20 protein-coding genes are annotated in these 23,673 nt (G+C 72.2%); 19 read left to right on the top strand and 1 reads right to left on the bottom strand.

Annotated features, from left to right (window positions below; genetic code table 11):
• Window positions 1-13 precede the first annotated feature (13 nt).
• Window positions 14-1,354, bottom strand: coding sequence for an isochorismate synthase MenF (locus tag Q0795_RS10685; protein WP_298889511.1), 1,341 nt, complete (start codon window positions 1,352-1,354; stop codon window positions 14-16).
• A gap of 38 nt (window positions 1,355-1,392) precedes the next feature.
• On the opposite strand from Q0795_RS10685, the gene Q0795_RS10680 reads away from it, so the two are divergent.
• The 19 genes from Q0795_RS10680 (at window position 1,393) to Q0795_RS10590 (ending at window position 23,656) form a co-directional block, all read left to right on the top strand.
• A complete protein-coding gene (locus Q0795_RS10680; protein WP_298889509.1) occupies window positions 1,393-2,112 on the top strand; it encodes a demethylmenaquinone methyltransferase in 720 nt (239 codons plus the stop codon).
• 13 nt (window positions 2,113-2,125) lie between these two features.
• Window positions 2,126-3,973, top strand: coding sequence for a DUF294 nucleotidyltransferase-like domain-containing protein (locus Q0795_RS10675; RefSeq protein WP_298889507.1), 1,848 nt, complete (start codon window positions 2,126-2,128; stop codon window positions 3,971-3,973).
• Entirely contained in the window at window positions 3,973-4,683 is a 711-nt protein-coding gene (locus Q0795_RS10670) for an exonuclease domain-containing protein (RefSeq protein ID WP_298889506.1), read from the top strand. The genes Q0795_RS10675 and Q0795_RS10670 overlap by 1 nt, the downstream gene beginning before the upstream one ends.
• Window positions 4,684-4,820: 137 nt before the next feature.
• Complete coding sequence (locus tag Q0795_RS10665) at window positions 4,821-6,125, top strand: geranylgeranyl reductase family protein (protein ID WP_298889504.1); 1,305 nt, start codon at window positions 4,821-4,823, stop codon at window positions 6,123-6,125.
• Window positions 6,126-6,210: 85 nt separating this feature from the next.
• Entirely contained in the window at window positions 6,211-6,576 is a 366-nt protein-coding gene (locus Q0795_RS10660) for an NADH-quinone oxidoreductase subunit A (RefSeq protein ID WP_010146291.1), read from the top strand.
• Between the two features lie 23 nt (window positions 6,577-6,599).
• Window positions 6,600-7,154, top strand: a complete 555-nt coding sequence (locus tag Q0795_RS10655; RefSeq protein WP_058890547.1) for an NADH-quinone oxidoreductase subunit B — start codon at window positions 6,600-6,602, stop codon at window positions 7,152-7,154.
• Window positions 7,151-7,981: an NADH-quinone oxidoreductase subunit C gene (locus Q0795_RS10650; RefSeq protein WP_298889502.1), complete on the top strand. Its 831-nt coding sequence runs from the start codon at window positions 7,151-7,153 to the stop codon at window positions 7,979-7,981. Before Q0795_RS10655 ends, Q0795_RS10650 begins: the two co-directional genes overlap by 4 nt.
• A complete protein-coding gene (locus Q0795_RS10645; protein WP_298889500.1) occupies window positions 7,981-9,399 on the top strand; it encodes an NADH-quinone oxidoreductase subunit D in 1,419 nt (472 codons plus the stop codon). Before Q0795_RS10650 ends, Q0795_RS10645 begins: the two co-directional genes overlap by 1 nt.
• The gene (gene nuoE / locus Q0795_RS10640) at window positions 9,396-10,355 is read left to right on the top strand and encodes an NADH-quinone oxidoreductase subunit NuoE (RefSeq protein WP_298889498.1); all 960 of its coding nucleotides are present in this window, start codon (window positions 9,396-9,398) and stop codon (window positions 10,353-10,355) included. The genes Q0795_RS10645 and nuoE overlap by 4 nt, the downstream gene beginning before the upstream one ends.
• Window positions 10,352-11,665 carry an NADH-quinone oxidoreductase subunit NuoF gene (gene nuoF, locus Q0795_RS10635; protein ID WP_298889496.1) on the top strand — a complete coding sequence of 438 codons (1,314 nt, stop codon included), beginning with the start codon at window positions 10,352-10,354 and terminating at the stop codon, window positions 11,663-11,665. Before nuoE ends, nuoF begins: the two co-directional genes overlap by 4 nt.
• A complete protein-coding gene (locus Q0795_RS10630; protein ID WP_298889494.1) occupies window positions 11,662-14,205 on the top strand; it encodes an NADH-quinone oxidoreductase subunit G in 2,544 nt (847 codons plus the stop codon). Before nuoF ends, Q0795_RS10630 begins: the two co-directional genes overlap by 4 nt.
• Window positions 14,202-15,632, top strand: a complete 1,431-nt coding sequence (nuoH, locus tag Q0795_RS10625) for an NADH-quinone oxidoreductase subunit NuoH (protein WP_298889492.1) — start codon at window positions 14,202-14,204, stop codon at window positions 15,630-15,632. The genes Q0795_RS10630 and nuoH overlap by 4 nt, the downstream gene beginning before the upstream one ends.
• Window positions 15,633-15,735: 103 nt before the next feature.
• Window positions 15,736-16,347: an NADH-quinone oxidoreductase subunit NuoI gene (gene nuoI, locus Q0795_RS10620; protein ID WP_298889799.1), complete on the top strand. Its 612-nt coding sequence runs from the start codon at window positions 15,736-15,738 to the stop codon at window positions 16,345-16,347.
• Window positions 16,344-17,261, top strand: coding sequence for an NADH-quinone oxidoreductase subunit J (locus tag Q0795_RS10615; protein ID WP_298889490.1), 918 nt, complete (start codon window positions 16,344-16,346; stop codon window positions 17,259-17,261). The genes nuoI and Q0795_RS10615 overlap by 4 nt, the downstream gene beginning before the upstream one ends.
• Window positions 17,261-17,560: an NADH-quinone oxidoreductase subunit NuoK gene (nuoK, locus tag Q0795_RS10610; protein WP_058890552.1), complete on the top strand. Its 300-nt coding sequence runs from the start codon at window positions 17,261-17,263 to the stop codon at window positions 17,558-17,560. Before Q0795_RS10615 ends, nuoK begins: the two co-directional genes overlap by 1 nt.
• A 15-nt stretch (window positions 17,561-17,575) precedes the next feature.
• On the top strand, window positions 17,576-19,552 hold the full coding sequence (gene nuoL, locus Q0795_RS10605; protein WP_298889798.1) for an NADH-quinone oxidoreductase subunit L: 1,977 nt from the start codon (window positions 17,576-17,578) through the stop codon (window positions 19,550-19,552).
• Complete coding sequence (locus tag Q0795_RS10600; protein WP_298889488.1) at window positions 19,552-21,105, top strand: NADH-quinone oxidoreductase subunit M; 1,554 nt, start codon at window positions 19,552-19,554, stop codon at window positions 21,103-21,105. The genes nuoL and Q0795_RS10600 overlap by 1 nt, the downstream gene beginning before the upstream one ends.
• Complete coding sequence (gene nuoN / locus Q0795_RS10595) at window positions 21,105-22,652, top strand: NADH-quinone oxidoreductase subunit NuoN (protein WP_298889486.1); 1,548 nt, start codon at window positions 21,105-21,107, stop codon at window positions 22,650-22,652. The genes Q0795_RS10600 and nuoN overlap by 1 nt, the downstream gene beginning before the upstream one ends.
• A complete protein-coding gene (locus Q0795_RS10590; RefSeq protein ID WP_298889484.1) occupies window positions 22,649-23,656 on the top strand; it encodes a polyprenyl synthetase family protein in 1,008 nt (335 codons plus the stop codon). Before nuoN ends, Q0795_RS10590 begins: the two co-directional genes overlap by 4 nt.
• Window positions 23,657-23,673: the final 17 nt, after the last annotated feature.

Raw genomic sequence — 23,673 nt, 5'->3', positions numbered from 1 at the left:
GAAGCGGCGGGGCTCAGACGCCGCCCAGCCCGAGGGCATGCCGCATGGCGGTGAGCTTGACCTCGGTCTCGGCCAGCTCGGCCTCCGGGTCGGACGCGGCGACGATCCCGCCGCCGGCGAAGAGCCGCATCGAGTGCCGGTCCTCGGCGAGCTCCCCGCAGCGCAGCGCGATGCCCCAGTCCCCGTCGCCAGAGGCGTCCATCCACCCGACCGGACCGGCGTAGCGGCCCCGGTCCATGCCCTCCAGCTCGGCGATGAGCCGGGCGGCGGGCTCGGTGGGGGTGCCGCAGACCGCCGCGGACGGGTGCAGCGCCGCGGCCAGCCGCAACGAGGTGGCGCCGCTGCGCATCGTCCCGGTGAGGTCGCTCGCGAGGTGGTAGACGTCCGGCAGCTCGAGCACGTAGGGCGCCTCGGGTACCACGAGGTCCGCGCAGTGGGGGGCGAGCGCCTCGGCCACCGAGCGCACCGCGAAGGCGTGCTCGTCGAGGTCCTTCTCGCTGCTCACCAGCCGCAGCCGCGGGTCCACCGGGTGCTCGGGGTCGGGCGCAGCGGCCAGGGTGTCCCCGACCCGACGCACCGGTATGCCGTTGGGCCGGCGGATCGTCCCCGCCAGCACCCGGGAGCGCGCCCGGCCGCCCTGCAGCCGCACGAGCATCTCCGGGGTGGCGCCCACCAGCCCCTCGACGGCGAAGGTCCAGGTGGCGGCATACCGCTTCTCCAGACGCTCGAGCACCGGGGCCAGCCGCACCACGTGCCCGTCGCGGTGGCGCACCCGCACGTCGCGCGCCAGCACGACCTTCTCGACCTCGCCGCGGCCGATCCGCCCCACGGCCTGCTCCACGACGACCGGCCACCGGTCGGCGGCCACCGCGCCGGGAGCCTCCACGAGGGGGTCGAGCACCTCGATGTCGGCGTTGGTGCGCCCGAGCAGCTCGGCCGGGTGCGCGGTCGGCCACGGCTCGTCGTCCACCACCACCTGGGTCACCCACGCCAGGCCGTCCCGCCGGCCGATGACGACGCGGGGGATGGTGAGCACGCTGGCGTCGGCCGAGTCCGGGGAGAAGGTGAACGACCCGAAGGTCACGAGCCCGGTGCCCGGCAGCCGCACGCCGTCCTCGACCTGCGCGTGCTCCTGCACCGCGGTCCACCACCGCTCGGCCTCGCCGAACCGGTCCGCGCCGCTCGTGCGCAGGCCGGCGACCCGGCCCCAGCCCACGAGGCCGTCGCCCTCCCGCAGCCAGGCCACGACGTCGCTGGGGTCGATCTCGTCCGGGATGCGGGTGAGCAGGTCGCCGGGCGCGTCCACCGCGAGGGTGCGGGCGCGCAGACGGGGCACGGGACGGGTCACAGCCACAGCCGACCATCGTAGGACGTGGTGGGAGAATGCCGGTCATGAGCCCGACGCGAGCCGACCTGGACAAGCAACCGCACGAGGTGGCCCGGATGTTCGACGCGGTGGCTCGGCGCTACGACGTCACCAACACCGTCCTCACCGGGGGCATCGACCACCTCTGGCGGCGCGCGGTGACCCGCGCGGTCGACGCCGCCCCCGGGGAGCGGGTGCTCGACATCGCGGCGGGCACGGGGACGTCCAGCGAGCCCCACGCCGACCGCGGGGTCCAGGTGGTCCCCGCCGACTTCTCCCACGGCATGCTCGCCGAGGGCTACCGCCGCCGCCCCGACCTGCCCTTCACCGCCGCGGACGCGATGCGGCTTCCCTTCGCCGACGACGCCTTCGACGTGGTGACGGTGAGCTTCGGCCTGCGCAACGTCGCCGACGTGGGTGTGGCCCTGCGCGAGTTCCACCGGGTCACCCGTCCGGGCGGGCGCCTGGTGGTGTGCGAGTTCAGCCGCCCCGTCGTGCCCGTCTTCTCGACCGTCTACCGCAACTACCTCATGCGGGCCCTGCCCCAGGTCGCCCGCCGGGTGAGCTCCAACCCCGAGTCCTACGTCTACCTCGCCGAGTCCATCCGCGCCTGGCCGGCGCAGCGCGAGCTGGCCGAGCAGGTGCGTGCCGCCGGGTGGGGGCAGGTGCGGTGGCGCAACCTCACCGGTGGCGTCGTCGCCCTCCACCACGCCGTCGCCCCGGACGACACCGTCGACGGGGTGTAGGAGAGACACGGCCATGGACGTCGAGCTCGCCGAGATCCGGGACTTCCTGGCCGAGCACGCGCCCTTCGACGCGCTCCCCGCCGACGTCCTCGACCGCCTGCCCGCCCGGTGCACCGTGAGCTACGCCCGGCGCGGCACCGTGGTGCTGCGCCCCGGCGACCGGGGCGACCGGCTCTACCTCGTGCGGTCCGGCGCGGTGGACATCACCGATGACGGCCACCTCGTCGACCGGGTGGGGGCCGGCGGCGGGTTCGGCATGTCCGCCCTGGTCGAGCACGTCCCGACCCGGTATGCCGCCACCGCCCGGGAGGACACGTTGCTGCTGGAGCTGCCGCAGCCGGACTTCGACGCGCTGGTGGCCGAGCACCCGTCCGTGGCCGTCCACTTCGCCGCCACGCACCATGGGCGGATCACCGCCGCGATCGCCCAGCTGCAGGCCCCGGCCCGCGGCTCGGCGGTGCTCAAGACCTCGGTGCGCGACCTGCTGCGCGTGGATCCCGTCTCCGTCGCGCCGTCGGCCACGGTCGCGGAGGGGGCCCGCGTCATGACCGAGGCCGGGGTCTCCTCGCTGCTGGTCATGGACGGCGCCGCGCTCCTCGGCATCGTCACCGACCGCGACCTGCGCCGTCGGGTGCTCGCCGCGGGGGTCGCGCCGGACCGTCCGGTCCAGGAGGTCATGACGCCGGACCCGGTCACGCTGCCGGCCCAGGCCCTGGCGCTGGAGGCCATGCTGGAGATGACCGGTCGCAACATCCACCACCTGCCCGTCGTGGAGGACGGGCGGGTGCTCGGGCTCGTCACCACCACCGACCTCGTGCGGCTCGAGCGCTCCAACCCGGTCTACGTCGTCGCCGACGTCCAGCGGCAGGCCGACGTCGCCGGCGTGGTCGAGCAGGCGGCCCGGATCCCCGCCGTCGTGGGCCAGCTGGTCCGGGAGGACGCCAGCGCCGCGGACGTGGGCCGCGTCGTGGCGGCCCTCACCGACGCGCTGACCCGCCGGCTCGTCGTCCTGGCCGAGTCCGCGCTCGGCCCGGCCCCGGGGCGCTACGCCTGGGCGGCCCTGGGGTCGGCCGCCCGCGAGGAGCAGGGCCTGGGGGGCGACCAGGACCACGCCCTGGTGCTCGCCGACGACGCCGACCCCTCCGACCCCTGGTGGGCCGCGCTCGCCGAGCGGGTGACCGAGGGGCTGGAGGCCTGCGGGCTGCCCCGGTGCGACGGTGACGTCATGGCGACCAACCCTCGGTGGCGGCTGCGGGTGGGCGGGTGGCGCGTGCAGTTCGGCCGGTGGAGCGACGAGCCCGCCCCGGACGCGGTGCTGCAGGCGGCCATCTTCTACGACATGCGGGCGGTGCACGGCGACGCCGACCTCGTCGAGGGGCTGCGCGCCGAGGTCGTGCCGCTGGGCGGCCGCTCGGACCTCCTGCTGGCCCACCTCACCGCGCAGGCAGCCCGGATGCGCCCACCCATCGGCTTCTTCCGCGGCTTCGTGCTGGAGGACGCCGGCGAGCACCGGGACACCCTCGACCTCAAGCGGGGCATCGCTGCCATCGTGCAGCTCGCCCGGGTCCACGCCCTGCGCGCACGGTCCACGGCGCTCGGCACCGGCGCGAGGCTGACGGCGGCCCGCGACGCCGGCCTCATCGCGGCGGAGGCCGCCACGGACCTCACGGACGCCCTGGAGCTGCTGTCCTACCTCCGGTTGCGCCACCAGGCGGCCCAGGTGGCCGCCGGGGAGGCGCCGGACAACCACCTCGACCCGCGCCGGCTGGGCAGCCTGGACCGGCGCCACCTCCGCGACGCCTTCGCCATCGTGCGGGCGGCGCAGCACGGTCTGTCCTCCCGCTCGCCGCAGGTGGGGTGATGGGTCTGCGCGGGCTGCTCCCCGGCCGCCGTCCCCGTCCCACCCCCGGCACCGCCCTGGCCGACCTGGCGGAGGCGTCCGCGGTGGACCGCGGGACCCCGCTGGCAGAGGTGCAGCTGCTGGCGCTGGACCTGGAGACGACCGGGCTCGACCCGCGCCGCCACGAGGTCCTCTCTGTCGGGCACGTCCCCGTGGTGCAGGGCAGGATCGTCCTGGCGCAGGCCCGGCACGAGCTGGTCCGGCCGCAGGGGCCCGTGGGGGAGTCCGCGGTCCACCACGGGCTGACCGACGACCGGCTCGCCCACGGCCCCGACCTGGCCCTCGTGCTGCCGGGGGTGCTGGAGGCGCTGCGGACCGGGGGTGGCGAGGGCGTGCGGCCCGTGCGCCGGGTGCTGCTCGCGCACTTCGCCCAGATCGAGACGGCGTTCCTCTCCGCGGCCTGTCGGCGCCTCTACGGCACCGAGGTGCCGCTCCAGGTGGTCGACACCCTGACGCTGGCGCAGCGGATGCTCCGGGTCCCCACGCCGGAGCTGGCCTCCGGGCGGCTGCGCTTGGACGCCTGCCGCCGGCACTACCGGCTGCCCCGCTACCGCGCCCACTCGGCGCTCACCGACGCGCTCGCCTGCGCCGAGCTCTTCCTCGCCCAGTCCGCGGAGCTGGCCGAGCAGCACGGGCGCCCGCTGCGGCTCGGCGACGTCCTGGCGCGGTGACGGTGACGGCCCGGTGAGGGATTTGGGGCGGGCCGCATGACGTATTCGCTCTCAGGCCCCCCTGGGCCGATCCCCGTGGGGCTGCGGGCCTAGACTCGGCACCGTTCGTGAAGGTTGTCACAAGCGAGGCGTACACCGTGAGTGAGCAGGTCGAGACCGCCGACGTCATCGTCGTGGGAGCCGGGCCGGGAGGGGCCAGCGCTGCGGCATACCTGTCCGCCCACGGCCTCGACGTCCTCCTCCTGGAGAAGTCGACCTTCCCCCGCGACAAGATCTGCGGCGACGGCCTGACCCCGCGCGCCGTGCGTGAGCTCATCAGCCTGGGGGTGCCCATCGACGAGGCCGACGGCTGGCACCGCACCCGCGGTCTGCGCATCCTCGGTGGGGGCATGCGGTTGGAGCTGGACTGGCCGGCCAACGAGACCTTCCCGGGCTTCGGCCTGGTCCGGACGCGGCACGACCTCGACGAGATCCTCGCCCGGCACGCCGTGACCCGCGGCGCCCGCCTGCTCGAGGGCATCAACGTGCAGGAGCCGGTGCTGGACGCGCGCGGCCACATCTGCGGCGTGCGCGCGAAGGTCATGGGCCCCGACGGACGCCCCACCGGCGAGCGCCGCGAGTTCCGCTCCCGGGTGGTCGTCGCCGCCGACGGCAACTCCAGCCGGCTGTCGCTGGCCATGGACCGCCCCAAGCGCGACGACCGGCCGATGGGGGTCGCGGTGCGCGCCTACTTCGAGACCCCCCGGCACGCCGACCCCTACCTCGAGTCCTGGTTGGAGCTCTGGGCCCGCGGGGACGATGCCGAGCAGGGTCGTGGAGACGTCCTCATGCCCGGCTACGGCTGGATCTTCCCGGTCGGGGACGGCACGGCCAACGTCGGCCTCGGCATCCTGGACACCGCGGAGGCGTTCGGGACCTTCGACTACCGCGACGTCATGCGCCGCTGGATCGCGACGATGCCGGAGGACTGGACCTTCTCGGAGGAGACGCAGCAGGGCCCGATCCGTGGGGCGGCCCTGCCGATGTGCTTCAACCGCCAGCCGCTCTACGACCGCAGCCTGCTGCTCGTCGGCGACGCCGGGGGGATGGTCAACCCGTTCAACGGCGAGGGCATCGCCGAGGCGATGGAGTCCGGCCGGCACGCCGCCGAGGTCATCGCCTCGGCGCTGGTGCGGCCCACCCCGGGGGAGACCGAGGCGGTGCTGCGCTCCTACACCGCGGCCATGAAGGCCTCGCTGGGTGGTTACTACACCCTGGGTCGCCACTTCGCCACGCTCATCGGCAAGCCGGAGGTCATGCGCCTGGCGGTGCGGTACGGTCTGCCGCGGCGCTCCCTCATGCGCCTGCTCCTCAAGATCATGGCCAACCTGCCGCAGGAGCGCGGCGGTGGGATGGACGACCGGGTGATCAACGCGCTGAGCCGGATGACCCCTGCGGCATGACGGCCACGTCCACCCCTAGGATTGGAACGCGCGCGACCCTGGCGAGCCCGACGCCGGGCATCCCTCGAAAGGAGTGCTGGCCCTGATGGACTACCACCCGTACCTGCCGGTCGTCTTCTTCCTGCTGTTCGGCCTCCTGTTCGCCTTCGGGTCGGTCTTCGGGGGTGCCCTGCTGGGGCGGACGACCTACAACCGCGCCAAGGCCGAGGCCTACGAGTGCGGGATCCAGCCGACGCCGCAGGCCCATGAGGGCGGTCGTGTGCCGGTGAAGTACTACCTGACCGCGATGCTCTTCATCGTCTTCGACGTCGAGGTGCTCTTCCTCTACCCCTTCGCGGTGGCGTTCGACCAGGTGGGGCTCTTCTCCGTCCTGGCCATGCTGCTCTTCCTGGTGGTGGTGTCGGTGCCCTTCGTCTACGAGTGGAGCAGGGGCGGCCTCGAATGGGACTGAGCACGAGGGAAGTGAGCTGAACGATGGGACTCGAGGACAAGATCCCCGGCGGGATCATGCTGACCACGGTCGAGGGGCTGGCCGGTCACCTCCGCCAGTACTCCGTGTGGCCCGCCACCTTCGGGCTCGCCTGCTGCGCCATCGAGATGATGGCCGTGGGCACGCCCGACTACGACATCGCCCGCTTCGGCATGGAGCGCTTCGCCGCCACCCCGCGGCAGGCCGACCTCATGATCGTCGCCGGCCGGGTGTCCCAGAAGATGGCCCCCGTCGTGCGGCAGGTCTACGACCAGATGCCCAACCCCAAGTGGGTCATCTCCATGGGCGTCTGCGCCAGCTCCGGCGGCATGTTCAACAACTACGCGATCGTCCAGGGGGTCGACCACATCGTCCCCGTCGACGTCTACCTGCCGGGCTGCCCGCCGCGGCCCGAGATGCTGCTCAACGCGGTGCTCGAGCTGCACAAGCAGATCCGGGAGTTCAAGTTCTCGGTCAACCGCGAGGAGGCCGCCCGGGCGGCGGAGTCGGCCGCCATGAAGGCGATGCCGACCAGCGAGATGAAGGGGCTGCTGGCGTGAGCGGGCGCAGCAGCGGTCCGGAGACCCCGGACAAGCAGCCGGTGGTCCACGAGACCACGCAGGACCCGGTCAACGCCCCGGAGCGCACCGAGGACCAGAAGGTCAGCCCCACCCACGCGCAGGAGAGCGGTGGGGGCTCGGTCCCGGCCGAGCTCCGTGCCGAGGACCGCGAGCCGGTCCAGGTCGCCCGCAAGAAGGGCATGTTCGGCGGGTCCCTGGGCAACGACACCTCGGGCTACGGCGGGCTCGACGTGCCCGTCCTGCTGCCCGGCGCCGCGGAGCGTCCCTACGGCTCCTACTTCGACGAGGTGGTCGACGCCCTCGAGGCCGCGGCGCCCGAGGCCTTCGCCGCAGGCCTGGAGCGGGTGGTGGTGGACCGCGGCGAGCTGACGCTGCACGTGCACCGCGACCACCTGCAGGCGCTGGTGCGGCCGCTGCGCGACGACGCGCGGCTGCGCTTCGAGGTGTGCACCGGCGTCTCGGGCGTGCACTGGCCGCAGCAGACCGGTGCGGAGCTGCACGCGGTCTACCACTTCCAGTCGATCACCCACGGCGTGCGCCGGGTCCGCCTGGAGGTCACCTGCCCTGATGACGACCCGCGCATCCCCTCGATCGTCGCCACCTACCCGACCAACGACTGGCACGAGCGCGAGACCTACGACATGTTCGGGATCGTCTTCGAGGGCCACCCCGGCCTGACCCGGATCCTCATGCCGGACGACTGGCCCGGCCACCCGCAGCGCAAGGACTACCCGCTGGGCGGCATCCCCGTCGAGTACAAGGGTGCCACCATCCCGGCCCCCGACCAGCGCAGGAGCTACACCTGATGGCGACGACGAACAGCACCGACGAGCAGGTGGCCGGCAGCCCGGCCGACGAGGGCGCGGCATACCTCGACTCCACCCCCACCGACCTGTATGCCGAGGGGGGCCCGACGAGCGACCCCGACGGGGACGCCGTCTTCACCGCGGCCGGCGGGGACTGGGACGACATCGCCCGGGACGTGGCGGCGCTGGGTGCCGAGCGGATCGTCGTCAACATGGGCCCGCAGCACCCATCCACGCACGGCGTGCTCCGGCTCATCCTGGAGCTGGACGGCGAGACCGTGCAGGAGGCGCGGGCCGGCATCGGCTACCTCCACACCGGCATCGAGAAGAACATGGAGGTCCGCACCTGGACGCAGGGCACCACGTTCTGCACCCGGATGGACTACCTCACCCCCATCTTCAACGAGGCGGCGTACTGCCTGTCCGTGGAGAAGCTGCTGGGCATCACCGACCAGATCCCGCAGCGGGCCAACGACATCCGGGTGCTCATGATGGAGCTCAACCGGATCGGCTCCCACCTCATCGCGGTGGCCACCGGCGGGATGGAGCTGGGCGCCACCACCGTCATGACCATCGGCTTCCGCGAGCGGGAGCGGCTGCTGCGCTTCTTCGAGGCGGTCTCGGGGCTGCGGATGAACCACGCCTACGTCCGCCCCGGCGGCGTGGCGCAGGACGTCCTGCCCGAACACCTCGACCAGTTCGAGGAGGAGCTGCCGCTGCTGCGCCGGGGGATCAGCGAGCTGGAGAAGCTGCTGCTGGAGAGCCCGGTGCTCAAGGGCCGCCTGGTCGACGTCGGCTACCTGTCGCTGGCCAGCTGCATGGCGTTGGGCATCACCGGGCCCATCCTGCGCTCGACCGGGCTGCCGCACGACCTGCGCAAGGCCGAGCCCTACTGCGGCTACGAGACCTACGACTTCGACGTCGTCACCCGGCGCGACATGGACGCCTACAGCCGCCTGTGCATCCGGCTGGACGAGATGTGGCAGTCGCTGCGGATCGCCGAGCAGGCGATCGCGCGGCTGCGGGCCAGCGAGGGCGAGCCGGTCATGGTGGCCGACAAGAAGATCGCCTGGCCGGCCCAGCTGTCCGTGGGCGCGGACGGCCAGGGCAACAGCCTGGACCACATCCGGGAGATCATGGGCGAGTCCATGGAGGCCCTCATCCACCACTTCAAGCTGGTGACCGAGGGCTTCCGCGTGCCGCCCGGGCAGGCCTACGCCGCGGTCGAGTCGCCCAAGGGCGAGCTCGGGGTGCACTCCGTCTCCGACGGCGGCACCCGCCCCTACCGCGTGCACTTCCGGGACCCCAGCTTCACCAACCTGCAGGCGGCCTCCGCGCTGTCCGAAGGAGGCCTCGTCGCCGACGTGATCGTCGCGGTGGCCTCGATCGACCCCGTGATGGGAGGCGTGGACCGATGAGCCCGGAGCAGAGCAGCACCCACGAGCGCGAGGACATGCGCAGCCAGCTGGACGAGGCGTCCGAGCGACGCGTGCACCACAGCGTGCCCGGTCACTCCGACCACGGACCCCTGCACCACCACACCCCGCTGCACGCCTCGGAGGAGCCCTACCCTGAGGACGTGCTGGCCCAGCTGAAGGCCGACGGCGAGCAGGTCATCGCGCGCTACCCGCAGAAGCGCTCGGCCCTGCTGCCGCTGCTGCACCTCGTGCAGTCGGTGGACGGCTACGTCACCGGCCGGGGGGTGCGGCTGTGCGCCGAGCTGCTCGACCTCACGACCGCCGAGGTGAGCGGGGTGGCGACGTTCTACACCCAGTACAAGCGGCACCCCAACGGGGAGTACACCGTCGGGGTCTGCACCAACACCCTCTGCGCCGTCATGGGCGGCGACCAGATCTTCGACGAGGTGAGCGAGCACCTCGGGATCGGCCACGACGAGACCACCGAGGACGGCCGGATCACCCTGGAGCGGGTGGAGTGCAACGCGGCCTGCGACTACGCCCCCGTCGTCATGGTCAACTGGGAGTTCTTCGACGACCAGACCCCGGAGAGCACCAAGGAGCTCACCGACCGGCTGCGCTCCGGTGAGCCGGTGACCCCGACCCGCGGCCCGTCCCGCGTCTGCACCTTCAAGCAGGTCAGCCGGGTGCTGGCCGGCTTCCCCGACGGGCTGGCCGACGAGGGGCCCGGTGCGGGGGAGGCCTCGCTGAGGGGCACGCTGCTCGCCAAGGAGAAGGGGTGGACCGCACCGCGGCCCGACTCCGGGACCGACACCGAGGCCACCCCGGAGGGACAGGCCGGAGGCAGGGCGCAGGGGCAGTACGGCTCGGTCAACACCAATGCCAACGAGCCCGACGAGGTGCCCACCTCCGAGGGCGTCAAGGACGTCGACGAGACGAAGGGAGACGAGCTGTGAGCGCACAGCTGACCCCGATCCTGTCCGAGTTCTGGGACGCCGAGCGGTCCTGGACCCTGGAGACCTACGAGCAGCACGACGGCTACCGCGCCCTGCGCACGGCGCTCGCCGGGGACGCGGCCGACCTCGTCTCCGCCGCCAAGGAGTCCGGCCTGCGCGGCCGCGGCGGCGCCGGCTTCCCCACCGGCATGAAGTGGGGTTTCCTGCCCCCGCCGGACGGCGGCCCCCGCTACCTCGTCGTCAACGCCGACGAGTCCGAGCCGGGCACGTGCAAGGACACCCCGCTCATGATGGCGGCCCCGCAGTTCCTCATCGAGGGGATGATCATCACCTCGTTCGCGATCGACTGCCACCACGCCTTCATCTACGTCCGTGGCGAGATCGTCCACGTCTACCGCCGCCTCATGCGGGCGGTGGAGGAGGCGTATGCCGCGGGCTACCTCGGCAAGGACATCCTCGGGTCCGGCTTCGACCTGGACATCACCGTCCACGCCGGGGCGGGGGCCTACATCTGCGGCGAGGAGACCGCGCTGCTGGACTCCCTCGAGGGTCGTCGCGGACAGCCCCGTCTCAAGCCTCCGTTCCCGGCCGTCGCCGGCCTCTACGCCCGACCGACCGTGGTCAACAACGTGGAGTCCATCGCCTCGGTGCCCTCGATCGTCCTGCACGGCGCCGACTGGTTCGCCGGGATGGGGACGGAGAAGTCCCAGGGCTACGGGCTCTTCAGCCTCTCGGGACACGTGGAGCGCCCCGGTCAGTACGAGGCCCCGCTCGGCATCACCCTGCGCGAGCTGCTGGAGATGGCCGGCGGCATGCGCGGCGGCAAGAAGCTGAAGTTCTGGACCCCCGGCGGCTCGTCGACCCCGATCTTCACCGACGCCCACCTCGACGTGCCCCTGGACTTCGAGTCGGTGGCCGCCGAGGGATCCATGCTGGGCACCCGGGCGCTGCAGATCTTCGACGAGACGGTCTCGGTCGTGCGGGCGGTCTCGCGGTGGACCGACTTCTACGCGCACGAGTCGTGCGGCAAGTGCACACCGTGCCGGGAGGGCACCTTCTGGCTCAAGCAGATCCTGGAGCGGCTCGAGGCCGGCCAGGGTCGCCCGGGCGACATCGAGAAGCTGGACGACATCTGCGACAACATCCTCGGCCGCAGCTTCTGCGCCCTCGGGGACGGCGCCACCAGCCCCATCACCTCGGCCATCCAGTACTTCCGGGAGGAGTTCGAGGAGGCCATGCACACGCCCTGGCAGGAGACCTTCCCGGCCGGGCGCAACACCCTCTTCGCGAAGGAGAGCCAGCCCGCATGAGCGTGGAGATCAGTGACCCGACCATCCCCGACGAGGTGGCCGAGGAGGACGTGCCCAAGGTGGAGGTCACCATCGACGGCGTCGAGCTCGCGGTCCCGGAGGGGACCCTGGTCATCCGGGCCGCCGAGGAGGTCGGGATCCACATCCCGCGCTTCTGCGACCACCCGCTGCTCGAGCCGGTCGGGGCCTGCCGCCAGTGCCTGGTGGACGTGTCCACCCCGGACCGCGAGGGCAACCTCAAGCCCATGCCGAAGCCCCAGGCGTCGTGCACCATCGCGGTGTCGCCGGGCATGGTGGTGCGCACGCAGCACACCTCCGAGGTCGCCGACAAGGCGCAGACCGGCGTCATGGAGCTGCTGCTCGTCAACCACCCCCTCGACTGCCCCGTCTGCGACAAGGGCGGCGAGTGCCCGCTGCAGAACCAGGCGATGTCCGACGGCCGTCCCACCTCGCGTTTCGAGGACGTCAAGCGGACCTTCCCCAAGCCGGTCAACATCTCCAGCCAGGTGCTGCTGGACCGCGAGCGGTGCGTCCTGTGCGCCCGGTGCACGCGGTTCTCCGAGCAGATCGCCGGCGACCCGTTCATCGCGCTCATCGAGCGCGGGGCCCTGCAGCAGGTCGGGATCTACGAGGAGCAGCCCTTCGAGAGCTACTTCTCCGGCAACACCGTGCAGATCTGCCCGGTGGGGGCGCTGACCGGCGCGGCCTACCGCTTCCGCTCCCGCCCCTTCGACCTGGTCTCCACCCCGAGCGTGTGCGAGCACTGCGCCTCCGGCTGCTCCCTGCGCACCGACCACCGCCGCGGTCAGGTCCTGCGCCGGATGGCCCTCGACGACCCCGAGGTCAACGAGGAGTGGAACTGCGACAAGGGCCGGTGGGCCTTCGCCTACGCCACCCTGCCGGACCGTCTGCACGACCCGGTCGTGCGCGGCAGCGACGGCGACTACGCCGTCACCTCCTGGCGCGACGCGTATGCCGCCGCGGCGGCCGGGCTGTCCCGCGCGCGGTCGGCCGGCGGAGTCGGCGTCCTGCCGGGTGGCCGGGTGAGCGTCGAGGACGCCTACGCCTACGCCAAGCTGGCGCGGGTCGCGCTCGGCACCAACGACATCGACCACCGCTCCCGCCCGCACAGCACGGAGGAGGCCGACTTCCTGGCCGCCGCCGTCGCCGGGCAGCGTGAGGTGAGCTACGCCGACCTCGAGGCCGCGCCCTCGGTCCTGCTCGTCGGGCTGGAGCCGGAGGAGGAGAGCCCCATCGTCTTCCTGCGGCTGCGTAAGGGGTTGCGCAAGCACGCGACCCAGGTCTTCGCGGTCGCGCCGTTCGCGACCCGGGGGCTGGAGAAGCTGGACGGCATGCTGCTGTCCTCCGCGCCGGGCACCGAGGCGGAGGTCCTGCACGCGCTGGCCCGGCGTCGCACCGACGGCCCCGGCACGGCCGACGACGGCCCGGTCGAGGCCCTCGACGTCAACCCCGTGCACGCCGCCTCCGACGCGCTGGCCGCCGGCTCGGTGATCCTCGTGGGGGAGCGCCTCGCCGCGACCCCGGGGGCGCTGTCGGCCGCCGTGGCCCTCGCGCACACCACCGGCGCCTCCCTGGCGTGGGTGCCCCGCCGCGCCGGGGAACGGGGCGCCGTCGACGTCGGCACCCTCCCCGGGCTGCTGCCGGGCGGTCGCCCGGTCGGCGACGCGGGCGCGGTGGCCGAGGTCGCCGACCGGTGGGGCGTGGACGCCCTGCCCGGCACCGTCGGACGGGACGCCACCGGGATCCTCCAGGCGGCCGCGGACGGCGAGCTGGCCGCCCTGGTGGTCGGCGGCATCGAGATCGACGACCTGCCCGACCCCGCCCTGGCCCGGCGCGCGCTCGAGCGCGCCTTCGTGGTCTCCCTGGAGGTCCGCGAGAGCGAGGTGCACGCCTACGCCGACGTCATCCTCCCGGTGGCGCCGCAGCAGGAGAAGGCCGGTGCCTACGTCACCTGGGAGGGCCGGCTGCGGCCCTTCGAGCGCGCCATCGACAGCGGGGCGAGCTCCGACCACGTCATCCTGGACCGGCTCGCCGACGCCCTCGGCGTCCGGCTCGGGACCGGCACGGTCACCGAGGTGCGCCGCGAGCTCACCGGGCTGGACCGGTGGGCAGGCACCCGACCGAGCGCCCCGACGGTGGCCGCGGCGGGTCCGGCCAGCCCCGCCGACGGCGAGGCCGTCCTCGCCACCTGGCACCACCTGCTGGACGCCGGTCGCCTCCAGGACGGGGAGCCCTTCCTGGCGGGCACCGCACCGCGGGCGGTGGCCCGCGTGTCCGCGGCCACGGCCGCCGACGCCGGGGTCGGCCCCGGCGGGACGGTGCGGGTCTCCACGACCACCGGCTCGCTGGAGCTGCCGGTCGAGGTCACCCCCATGCAGGACGGCGTGGTCTGGCTGCCGACCAACTCCCCGGGCTCCACGGTCCGGGCCACCCTCGGGGTGGACGCCGGGGCCGTGGTCTCGCTGTCCGCCGGCAGCTCCGCCGGACCCGACCGACCGACCGCGCGAGGTGAGGCATGAGCCTGCTCACGGCATACCCCGAGGTGTTGGCGAGCGTCCCGCTCGTCGCGCAGGACCTCCCGGCCGCCGACTTCAGCGACACCCCGTGGTGGCTCTCGCTCTTCAAGGCGTTCCTGCTGTTCGTCTACGTGATGATCTCCGTGGTCATCGTCATCTGGTTCGAGCGGCGCGTCATCGGACGCATGCAGCAGCGCCCCGGGCCCAACCGGCTCGGCCCGCTCGGGATCCTGCAGACCACCGCGGACGGCATCAAGCTGTTCCTCAAGGAGGACGTCACGCCCAAGGGCGCGGACAAGCTGATGTTCTACGCCGCGCCGCTCATTGTCGCGTCGCTGGCGTTCGTCTCCTTCGCCATCATCCCCCTCGGCGGGGACGTGCAGATGTTCGGGCACACGACCCCGCTGCAGCTGACCGACACCCCGGTCGCGGTGCTGCTCGTCCTCGCGGTGGCCGGCGTGTCCGCCTACGGCTTCGTGCTGGCCGGCTGGTCCTCGGGCTCGACCTACCCGCTGCTCGGCGGGCTGCGGTCCACCGCCCAGGTCATCTCCTACGAGATCGCCATGGGCCTGTCCCTGGTCGCCGTGTTCCTCTACGCCGGCTCGATGTCGACCAGCCAGATCGTCGAGGCGCAGCAGCAGAGCACCGTGCTGGGCATCCCGCTGTGGTACATCGTGCCGCTGTTCTTCAGCTTCGTCGTCTACGTCATCACGATGATCGGTGAGACCAACCGGCTGCCCTTCGACCTCGCGGAGGGCGAGGGCGAGCTCGGCGGCGGGTTCCACACCGAGTACTCCTCGATGAAGTTCGGCATGTTCTTCCTCGGCGAGTACATCAACATGTTCACGGTGTCCGCGCTGGCCACCACGCTCTTCCTCGGCGGGTGGCACGCCCCGTGGCCGCTCAACGTGCTCTTCGACGGCGCCCTGGACTCCGGCTGGTGGGGCCTGCTGTGGTTCACCGCCAAGATGTGGGGCTTCATCTTCTTCTACGTCTGGGTGCGCGGCTCGCTGCCCCGGGTGCGCTACGACCAGTTCATGGCGCTCGGCTGGAAGATCCTCATCCCGCTCTCGCTGGTGTGGGTCGTGGCCGTCATGCTCATCCGGTCCGCCCAGGAGGGCTACTTCGGCGAGGGCCGCTGGGTGACCGTGCTCACGCTGGGCGGCATCGGCGTGTTCGTCCTCATCGGTATCCTCCTCTGGGACCGCTACGCCCAACGGCGTGCCGCGGCACGCGAGGAGGCGCAGGAGGTCCCCGAGGAGATCGACCCGTTCGCCGACGGGTACCCCGTCCCACCCATGCCCGGCCAACGGCTCGTCGAGCCGCGGCCGGCCGTCGAGCAGGCCCGACCGGTGACCGTCGCCGCCGGCCACCGCGACGGCGACGACCCTGGCACCGACCGCACCACCGAGGAGGAGCGCCGTGGCTGACCCGACCGAGCCTCATACCGACGAGCCCGCCCGCACCCACGCCGACAGCACCCCCGCCCGTCGCGGCGAGACCGCCCCGGAGGGCGGCAAGAAGGAGCCGGGCCTGCTCGGCCAGCTCTTCGCCCCGGTGGCCGGCTTCGGCGTCACCTTCGGCACCATGTTCCGCAAGGTGCCGACGCAGGAGTACCCCGAGGTCAAGCGCCCGACGGCGCCCCGCTTCCACGGTCGCCACCAGCTCAACCGGCACCCGGACGGCCTGGAGAAGTGCGTGGGCTGCGAGCTGTGCGCCTGGGCCTGCCCGGCCGACGCCATCTACGTCGAGGGTGCGGACAACACCGACGACGCCCGGTTCAGCCCCGGTGAGCGCTACGGCCGCGTCTACCAGATCAACTACCTGCGCTGCATCTTCTGCGGGTTGTGCATCGAGGCGTGCCCGACCCGGGCGCTGACCATGACCAACGAGTACGAGCTGGCCGACTCCGAGCGGGCCCCGCTCATCTACGAGAAGCACCAGCTGCTGGCCCCCCTGCGCCCGGACATGCTCACCCCGCCGTTCCCCATGGCCGAGGGCATGGAGGAGCGCGACTACTACCGGGGCAAGGTCACCGGCGCCACGCGCGGCCAGCAGGACTACGTCGAGCAGCGGGACGCGCGGCGCGACGAGCCCGACGCCGACGCCGACGCCGACGCGGCGCAGGTGGAGGCGCGTTCATGACCCCCGACCGGATCGACGGTATGGAGGTCGGTCTCTTCTGGGTGCTCGCCGTCGTCGCCGTCGCCGGCGCCCTCGGACTGCTCTTCGCCCGCAAGGCGGTCCACGCGGCCATGGCCATGGCGATGACGATGATCAGCCTCGGCGTCATCTACATCGTCCAGCAGGCGGAGTTCGTGGGGATCATCCAGATCTTCGTCTACTCCGGCGCCGTGATGATGCTCTTCCTCTTCGTCGTCATGCTCGTCGGCGTCGACGCCTCCGACTCCCCCGTGGAGACGCTGCCCCTCCAGCGGGTGCTCGCCTTCGGCCTGGGCGCGCTCTTCGTCGCCGCCGCCGTCTACGGCCTGACCCGCGTCACCTGGCCGGCGGCGGTCGGACTGGAGACCGTGCAGGCCGAGGGCACCGTCACCGCCCTGGCCCGGGAGATCTTCGAGCGGCAGGTGCTGACCTTCGAGACGCTGGGAGCGCTGCTCGTCATCGCCGTCATGGGCGCGATGGTCCTGGCGCACCGCGAGCGGCTCACCCCGAAGCGGACCCAGCGCCAGCTGTCCCAGGAGCGGCTGCGCGGCGGTGAGTGGCTCGCCGGCAAGCCGAATCCCGGCGTGTATGCCCGGCACAACGCCGCGGACACCCCTGCCCTGGCGCCGGACGGCAGCCCGGTCGAGGAGTCCGTCCCTCGCGTGCTGGTCGCCCGAGGCCAGGTCACCAACCCCGGGGAGTACCGCCTGCCCGCGGGCAGCGGCCGCTCCGACGGGCAGCCACCGGCCGAGCAGGCCCGCGAGGACCTGCCGACGGGGACCAACGCCGCCACCGACAACGAGATGACCAAGCAGGAGGGCTCGGAGCAGCCCGACCGGGGTGGCCACGGGCCTGACCCCGAGCGCGGCGAGCGGTCGGACGGGGAGGAGCGCTGATGGGACTCGAGGCCTACATCTACCTGTCGGTGGTGCTCTTCTCCCTGGGCGCGATCACCGTCCTGACGCGGCGCAACACCATCATCGTCTTCATGGGCATCGAGCTCATGCTCAACGCCTGCAACCTGGCGCTGGTCACCTTCGCCCGCATCCACGGCACCCTCGACGGGCAGGTCTACGCCCTGTTTGTCATGGTGGTCGCCGCGGCCGAGGTGGTCGTCGGGCTGGCGATCATCATGTCCATCTTCCGTGCGCGTCGCTCGGCCTCGGTCGACGACGCCAACCTGCTCAAGCTGTAAGGAGCGCTCGTGTCTGTGCACGACCTGAGTCACGGGCTGGCCACCCTCAGCCTCGCGGCGGCCGAACATGAAGGGGGAGCGAGCGCCGTCCACGCCACCCAGGCCGACGGCCTGGCGGCCTTCGGCTGGCTGCTCGTCGCGCTCCCGCTGGTCGGCGCTGCCGTCCTGCTGCTCGGTGGCCGGACGACCGACCGGTGGGGGCCCGCGCTGGCGACCGCGCTGTCCTGGGGCAGCTTCGTCGTCGGAGTCCTCGTCATCGTCCAGCTCACCGGGCTGGGCCCGGAGGAGCGCTCGCTCTCGGTGCCGCTGTGGGACTGGGTGAGCGTGGGCGAGCTGTCGCTCTCGGCCGGGCTGCTGCTGGACCCGCTGTCGCTGGCCTTCGTCATGCTCATCACCTTCGTGGGCAGCCTCATCCACGTCTACTCCCTCGGCTACATGGCGGACGACCCGGACAAGCGCCGGTTCTTCGCCTACCTCAACCTCTTCGTCGCGGCGATGCTCATCCTCGTGCTCGCCGACTCCTACCTGCTGCTCTTCGTCGGCTGGGAGGGCGTGGGCCTGGCCTCCTACCTGCTCATCGGCTTCTGGAACTGGAACCCCGACTACGCCGCGGCCGCCAACAAGGCGTTCGTCGTCAACCGGGTCGGTGACGTCGGGCTCATCACCGCCATGGCCATCATGCTCGCGACCTTCGGGGCGCTGGACTTCGCGACCGTCCACGGCAGCGCCGGCGGGGCGAGCGACCTCACGCTCACCCTCATCGGCCTCGCGCTGCTGCTGGGGGCCTGCGGCAAGTCGGCCCAGTTCCCGCTGCAGAGCTGGCTCGGGGACGCGATGGCCGGCCCGACCCCGGTGTCGGCGCTCATCCACGCGGCGACGATGGTCACCGCCGGCGTCTACCTCATCGCCCGCAGCCAGGCGATCTACGACCTCACCCCGGACGCGCGGCTGGTCGTGGCGATCGTCGGGGCGGTCACCCTGCTCTACGGCGCGTTCGTCGGCTGCGCCAAGGACGACATCAAGAAGGCCCTCGCGGCCTCCACGATGAGCCAGATCGGTTACATGATGCTGGCGGTCGGGCTGGGCCCGGTCGGCTACCTCTACGCGATCTTCCACCTGGTCACGCACGGCTTCTTCAAGGCCAACATGTTCCTCGGTGCCGGGTCGGTCATGCACGCGATGGGCAACCGGGTCGACATGCGCCGCTTCGGTGCCCTGCGGGCGGACATCAAGATCACCTGGCTCACCTTCATGGCCGGGTGGCTCGCCATCATCGGCTTCCCCTTCACCGCGGGGTGGTACTCGAAGGACTACATCATCGAGACCGCCTTCGCCGAGCCGGGCTGGCGCGCCTGGGTCTTCGGCGGCGTCGCGCTCCTGGGTGCCGGGATCACCGCCTTCTACATGTCCCGGCTGTTCTTCATGACCTTCTTCGGTGGGCAGCGCTGGCACGAGGACGCCCACCCGCACGAGTCGCCGCTCGTCATGACCGTCCCGATGATGGTCCTCGCTCTCGGGTCGCTGGTCCTGGGCGTCGTGCTCTACCCGACCGGCATCATCACCGCGTGGCTGGAGCCGGTCTTCGGGCACGCCGAGCACGGTGAGCCGCTCATCCCGGTCCTGGCCATCCAGATCCTCGCCTTCGTCCTCATGCTGGTCGGAGCCGGGCTGGCCTGGATGATGTACGGCCGGCGCGAGGTCCCGCAGACCGCGCCGGAGGCCGGGCCGCTCACCCGGGCCGCCCGACGTGACTTCTACCAGGACGACGTCAACGACGCGCTCTTCACCGGCCCCACCATGACCCTGGCGCGGACCTCGGTGGAGGCCGACAGCGTGCTGGTCGAGGGGGCGGTGACGGGTGGCACGACCGGCGGGCTCAACGGCCTGTCCCGTGTCCTGCGCCGTGCCCAGAACGGCTTCGTCCGCTCCTATGCCCTGACGATGCTCCTGGGCGTCGTCGTGATCCTCGGTGCCGTCTGGGTGATGCAGTGATGAGTTTTCCCTGGTTGACCACGCTGCTCGTGCTGCCGCTCGTCGGCGCGCTCGTGGTGTCCCTGCTGCCCAAGGGCAGCACGATCGTCCGCCCGGTCGCGCTCGGCGTGGCCCTGGTGACCCTGGTCGTCGGCATCGGTGCGGCCACCCAGTTCCGCATCGGGGGCGGCACCGCGGGGGAGCAGTTCCAGCTCACCGAGGTCTACTCCTGGATCCCGCAGTTCGGGGTGTCCTACGCCCTCGGGGTCGACGGCATCTCGCTGTCGATGATCCTGCTCGGGCTGGTGCTCGTGCCCATCTGCATCGTCGCGGCCTGGGACGACGTGCCGGCCGTGGGCCGGCGGCAGCACGCCTACTTCGCGCTCATGCTGGCGCTCACCTCGATGATGGTCGGCGTCTTCGCGGCCATCGACGTGTTCCTCTTCTACGTCTTCTTCGAGGCGATGCTCATCCCCGTCTACTTCCTCATCGGGGTCTTCGGCGGGAGCCGTCGGGCGCGGGCGGCCACCTCCTTCCTGCTCTACTCCCTGGCGGGCGGGCTCATCATGCTCGTCGCCGTCATCGGGGTCTACCTCGCGGGGCCGCGGGGCACCGACGGGTTCCTGCTGTCGAACCTCACCGGGATCGACCTGTCGGTGGACGCCGGACGGTGGCTGTTCGTCGGCTTCTTCATCGCGTTCGCGATCAAGGCCCCCATGTGGCCGGTGCACACCTGGCTGCCGCTGGCCGCCGAGCAGGCCCGCCCGGCGACCTCGGTCCTGCTGGTCGGCGTCCTCGACAAGGTGGGCACCTACGGCATGATCCGCTTCTGCCTCACGCTGTTCCCCGAGGCGAGCCAGTGGGCCACCCCGGTGATCCTGGCCCTCGCGCTGGTCTCGCTCTTCGTCGGGGCGTTCCTGGCCATCGGCCAGACGGACATGCTGCGGCTCATCAGCTACACCTCGATCAGCCACTTCGGCTTCATCGTGCTGGGCATCTTCGCCTTCACCACGGTGAGCCAGACCGGGGCGACGCTCTACATGGTCAACCACGGCTTCACCACGGCCGGGCTGTTCCTCGTCGCGGGGATGCTCATCGTCCGCCGCGGCTCGCGCGACCTGCGGGACTTCGGCGGCTGGCAGCGAGTCACCCCGCTGGTGGCCGGCGCGCTGTTCGTCTCCGGCATGTCCGGCCTGGCCCTGCCCGGGCTGAACTCCTTCGTCAGCGAGTTCCTCGTCATCGTCGGCACCTTCGGGCGGCACCCGTGGCTCGCGGTCATCTCCGCGATCGGGGTCATCCTGGCGGCCGTCTACATCCTCGTGATGTACCAGAAGGTCGCGACCGGCCCCCGGCCGACGGGGCCCGAGGTCGAGGACGTCGTGGACATGAGCGGCCGGGAGAAGTGGGTGGTCGCCCCGATCATCGCGGCCTTCCTGGTGCTCGGCTTCTACCCCAAGCCGGTGCTCGACCTGCTGGAGCCCGCCGTGCAGCAGACGCTGCAGACGGTCGGGATCAGTGACCCGGCACCCGCCGTCGACACCGCCAACCACTCGACCGAGGGGAGTGACCACTGATGGGTGGCTCCATGTTCGTCGCGCCCGACATCAACTACACGGCGCTGCTCCCGATGATCATCGTCTTCGTCGGCGGCCTGGTGGGGGTCACGGTCGAGGGATTCGCCTCCCGGCGCACGAGGTATGCCGTGCAGGTCCCGCTGTCCATCGCCACCCTCGTCCTGGCGCTGCTGGCGCTGGTCCTGCTCGGCCGGGACAACGAGGGCATCACGGCGGCCGGGACGGTGGCCGTCGACGGGGTCACCCTGGCCCTGCAGGGCCTGGTGCTCGTGCTGTCCATCCTGGGCCTGCTCGTCATGAGCGAGCGGTTCGGCGGGGAGCAGCCCGACGCCTTCACCCAGTCCGGGGTGTCCACTCCGGGCTCGGCGGAGGAGACGCTCGCGACCAAGGTCGGGGCGACCACCACCGAGGTCTACCCGCTCACCCTCATGTCCGTCGGCGGCATGATGCTCTTCGTCGCCGCGAACGACCTCATCCTGCTCTTCGTGGCGCTGGAGATCCTGTCCCTGCCGCTCTACGTCCTGGCCGGCCTGGCCCGGCGTCGCCGCCTGCTGTCGCAGGAGGCCTCGCTCAAGTACTTCCTGCTCGGCAGCTTCTCCAGCGCCTTCTACCTCTTCGGGGCGGTGTTGCTCTACGGCTACGCCGGCTCGACGAGGTTCTCCGACATCGCGGCCGCCATCAGCAGCAACGTCGGCATGGACGGACTGCTCGTCCCGGGCGTCCTGCTCGTCACCGTCGGGCTCCTCTTCAAGGTCGGCGCCGTGCCCTTCCACGCGTGGACCCCGGACGTCTACCAGGGCGCGCCCACGCCGGTCACCGGCTTCATGGCGGCCTGCACCAAGGTCGCCGCGTTCGGCGCGATGCTGCGCGTGCTCTACGTCGCCGTCGAGGGCGCCCGGCTGGAGTGGCAGCCGGTCATCGCCGTCGTCGCCGCCCTGTCGATGGTGGTCGGTGCCCTGCTCGCGATCGTCCAGACCGACGTCAAGCGGATCCTGGCCTACTCCTCGATCGCCCACGCCGGGTTCATCCTCACCGGCGTCGTCGCCCTGGACGTGGCCGGCGTGTCGAGCACGATGTTCTACCTCGCGACCTACGGCTTCATGACCATCCCGGCGTTCGCCATCGTCGCCCTCGTGCGCAGCGCGGGCACCGAGGCCACGCTCGTCGACCAGTGGGCGGGCCTGGGTCGTCGCTCGCCGTGGATCGCGGCCAGCTTCACCTTCCTGCTCATGGCGTTCGCGGGCATCCCGCTGACCTCCGGCTTCACCGGCAAGTTCGCGGTCTTCTCCGCAGCGGTGAGCCAGGGCTGGGCCTGGCTCGCGGTCGTCGGTGTGCTCGCCAGCGCCGTCACGGCCTACATCTACTTCGTCCTGGTCGTGCAGATGTGGCTGGGCGACCCGAGCGACGCGGCCGGGACCGTCGTGGTGCGCCCGTCCTGGATGACGTCGTTCGCGATCCTCGTGGGCGTCGCCATCACCCTGGCCCTCGGGGTCATGCCCTCCCCGGTCCTGGATCTCGCGCAGAGCACCGCGGCGTTCCTGCGGTGAGCACCGCGACCGTCCCGGGCTCCGACGACGCGCTGACCGGGCGGGTCCAGACCGGGCTGGACCGGGTCGCAGCGCGCCTGGAGGAGGTCGTCGACCACGACGACCCCTTCATCGCGGAGGCGAACCTGCACCTGGCGCGCGCGGGCGGCAAACGGTTCCGGCCCTTGCTCACCCTGCTGACCAGCGAGGTCGGCCGGGGGTGGGACGACCAGGTGGTGGACGCCGCGGTGGGGGTGGAGCTCACCCACCTCGCCTCGCTCTACCACGACGACGTCATGGACGAGGCGGACCTGCGACGGGGCGTGCGCAGCGCCAACGCCCGCTACGGCAACGCGACGGCGATCCTCGTCGGGGACCTGCTCTTCGGCACCGCCTCCGCCGTGGTGGCCGGCCTCGGCCCCGAGGCGGTCAAGATCCAGGCGGAGACCTTCATCCGGTTGTGCGCCGGCCAGATCCGGGACGACCGCCAGGGTGCCGCCGCGCCGGGTGCGGACGGGCACGACGCGGCGGTCGAGGCATACCTGTCGATCCTCGCCGACAAGACCGGGTCGCTCATCGCCACGGCCGCGCGCTACGGCGCGATGTTCGGGGGCTGCGACGAGGACACCGTGCGCACGCTCACGGCCTACGGCGAGACCCTCGGGGTCGTCTTCCAGCTGGCCGACGACCTGCTCGACGTGGCCTCCGAGGCCGACGCCTCGGGCAAGACCCCCGGGACCGACCTGCGCGAGGGCAAGGCAACCCTGCCCGTGCTCTACGCCCGCGGGAGCTCGGACCCCGCCGACGCCCGCCTGCACGAGCTCCTCGCCGGCCCGATCGAGGACCCGGCCGAGCTGGCCGAGGCCCTGGAGCTGCTGCGCGCCCACCCGGCGATGGCGCAGGCCCGGGAACGCACGCTCGCCATGGCGGCACGGGCGCGCTCGCTCCTCGAGGGCCTGGAGCCCTCGGCGGCGGTGGACGCCCTCCGGGCGCTCGTCGACGGCGTCGCCGACCGCTCCCGCTGACCAGCCGCGGTCCGCGG

Origin of the sequence: uncultured Serinicoccus sp. (assembly GCF_947487915.1) — a bacterium.
Taxonomy (GTDB): Bacteria; Actinomycetota; Actinomycetes; order Actinomycetales; family Dermatophilaceae; genus Ornithinicoccus.
This window is presented reverse-complemented; position numbering and strand designations above follow the sequence as displayed.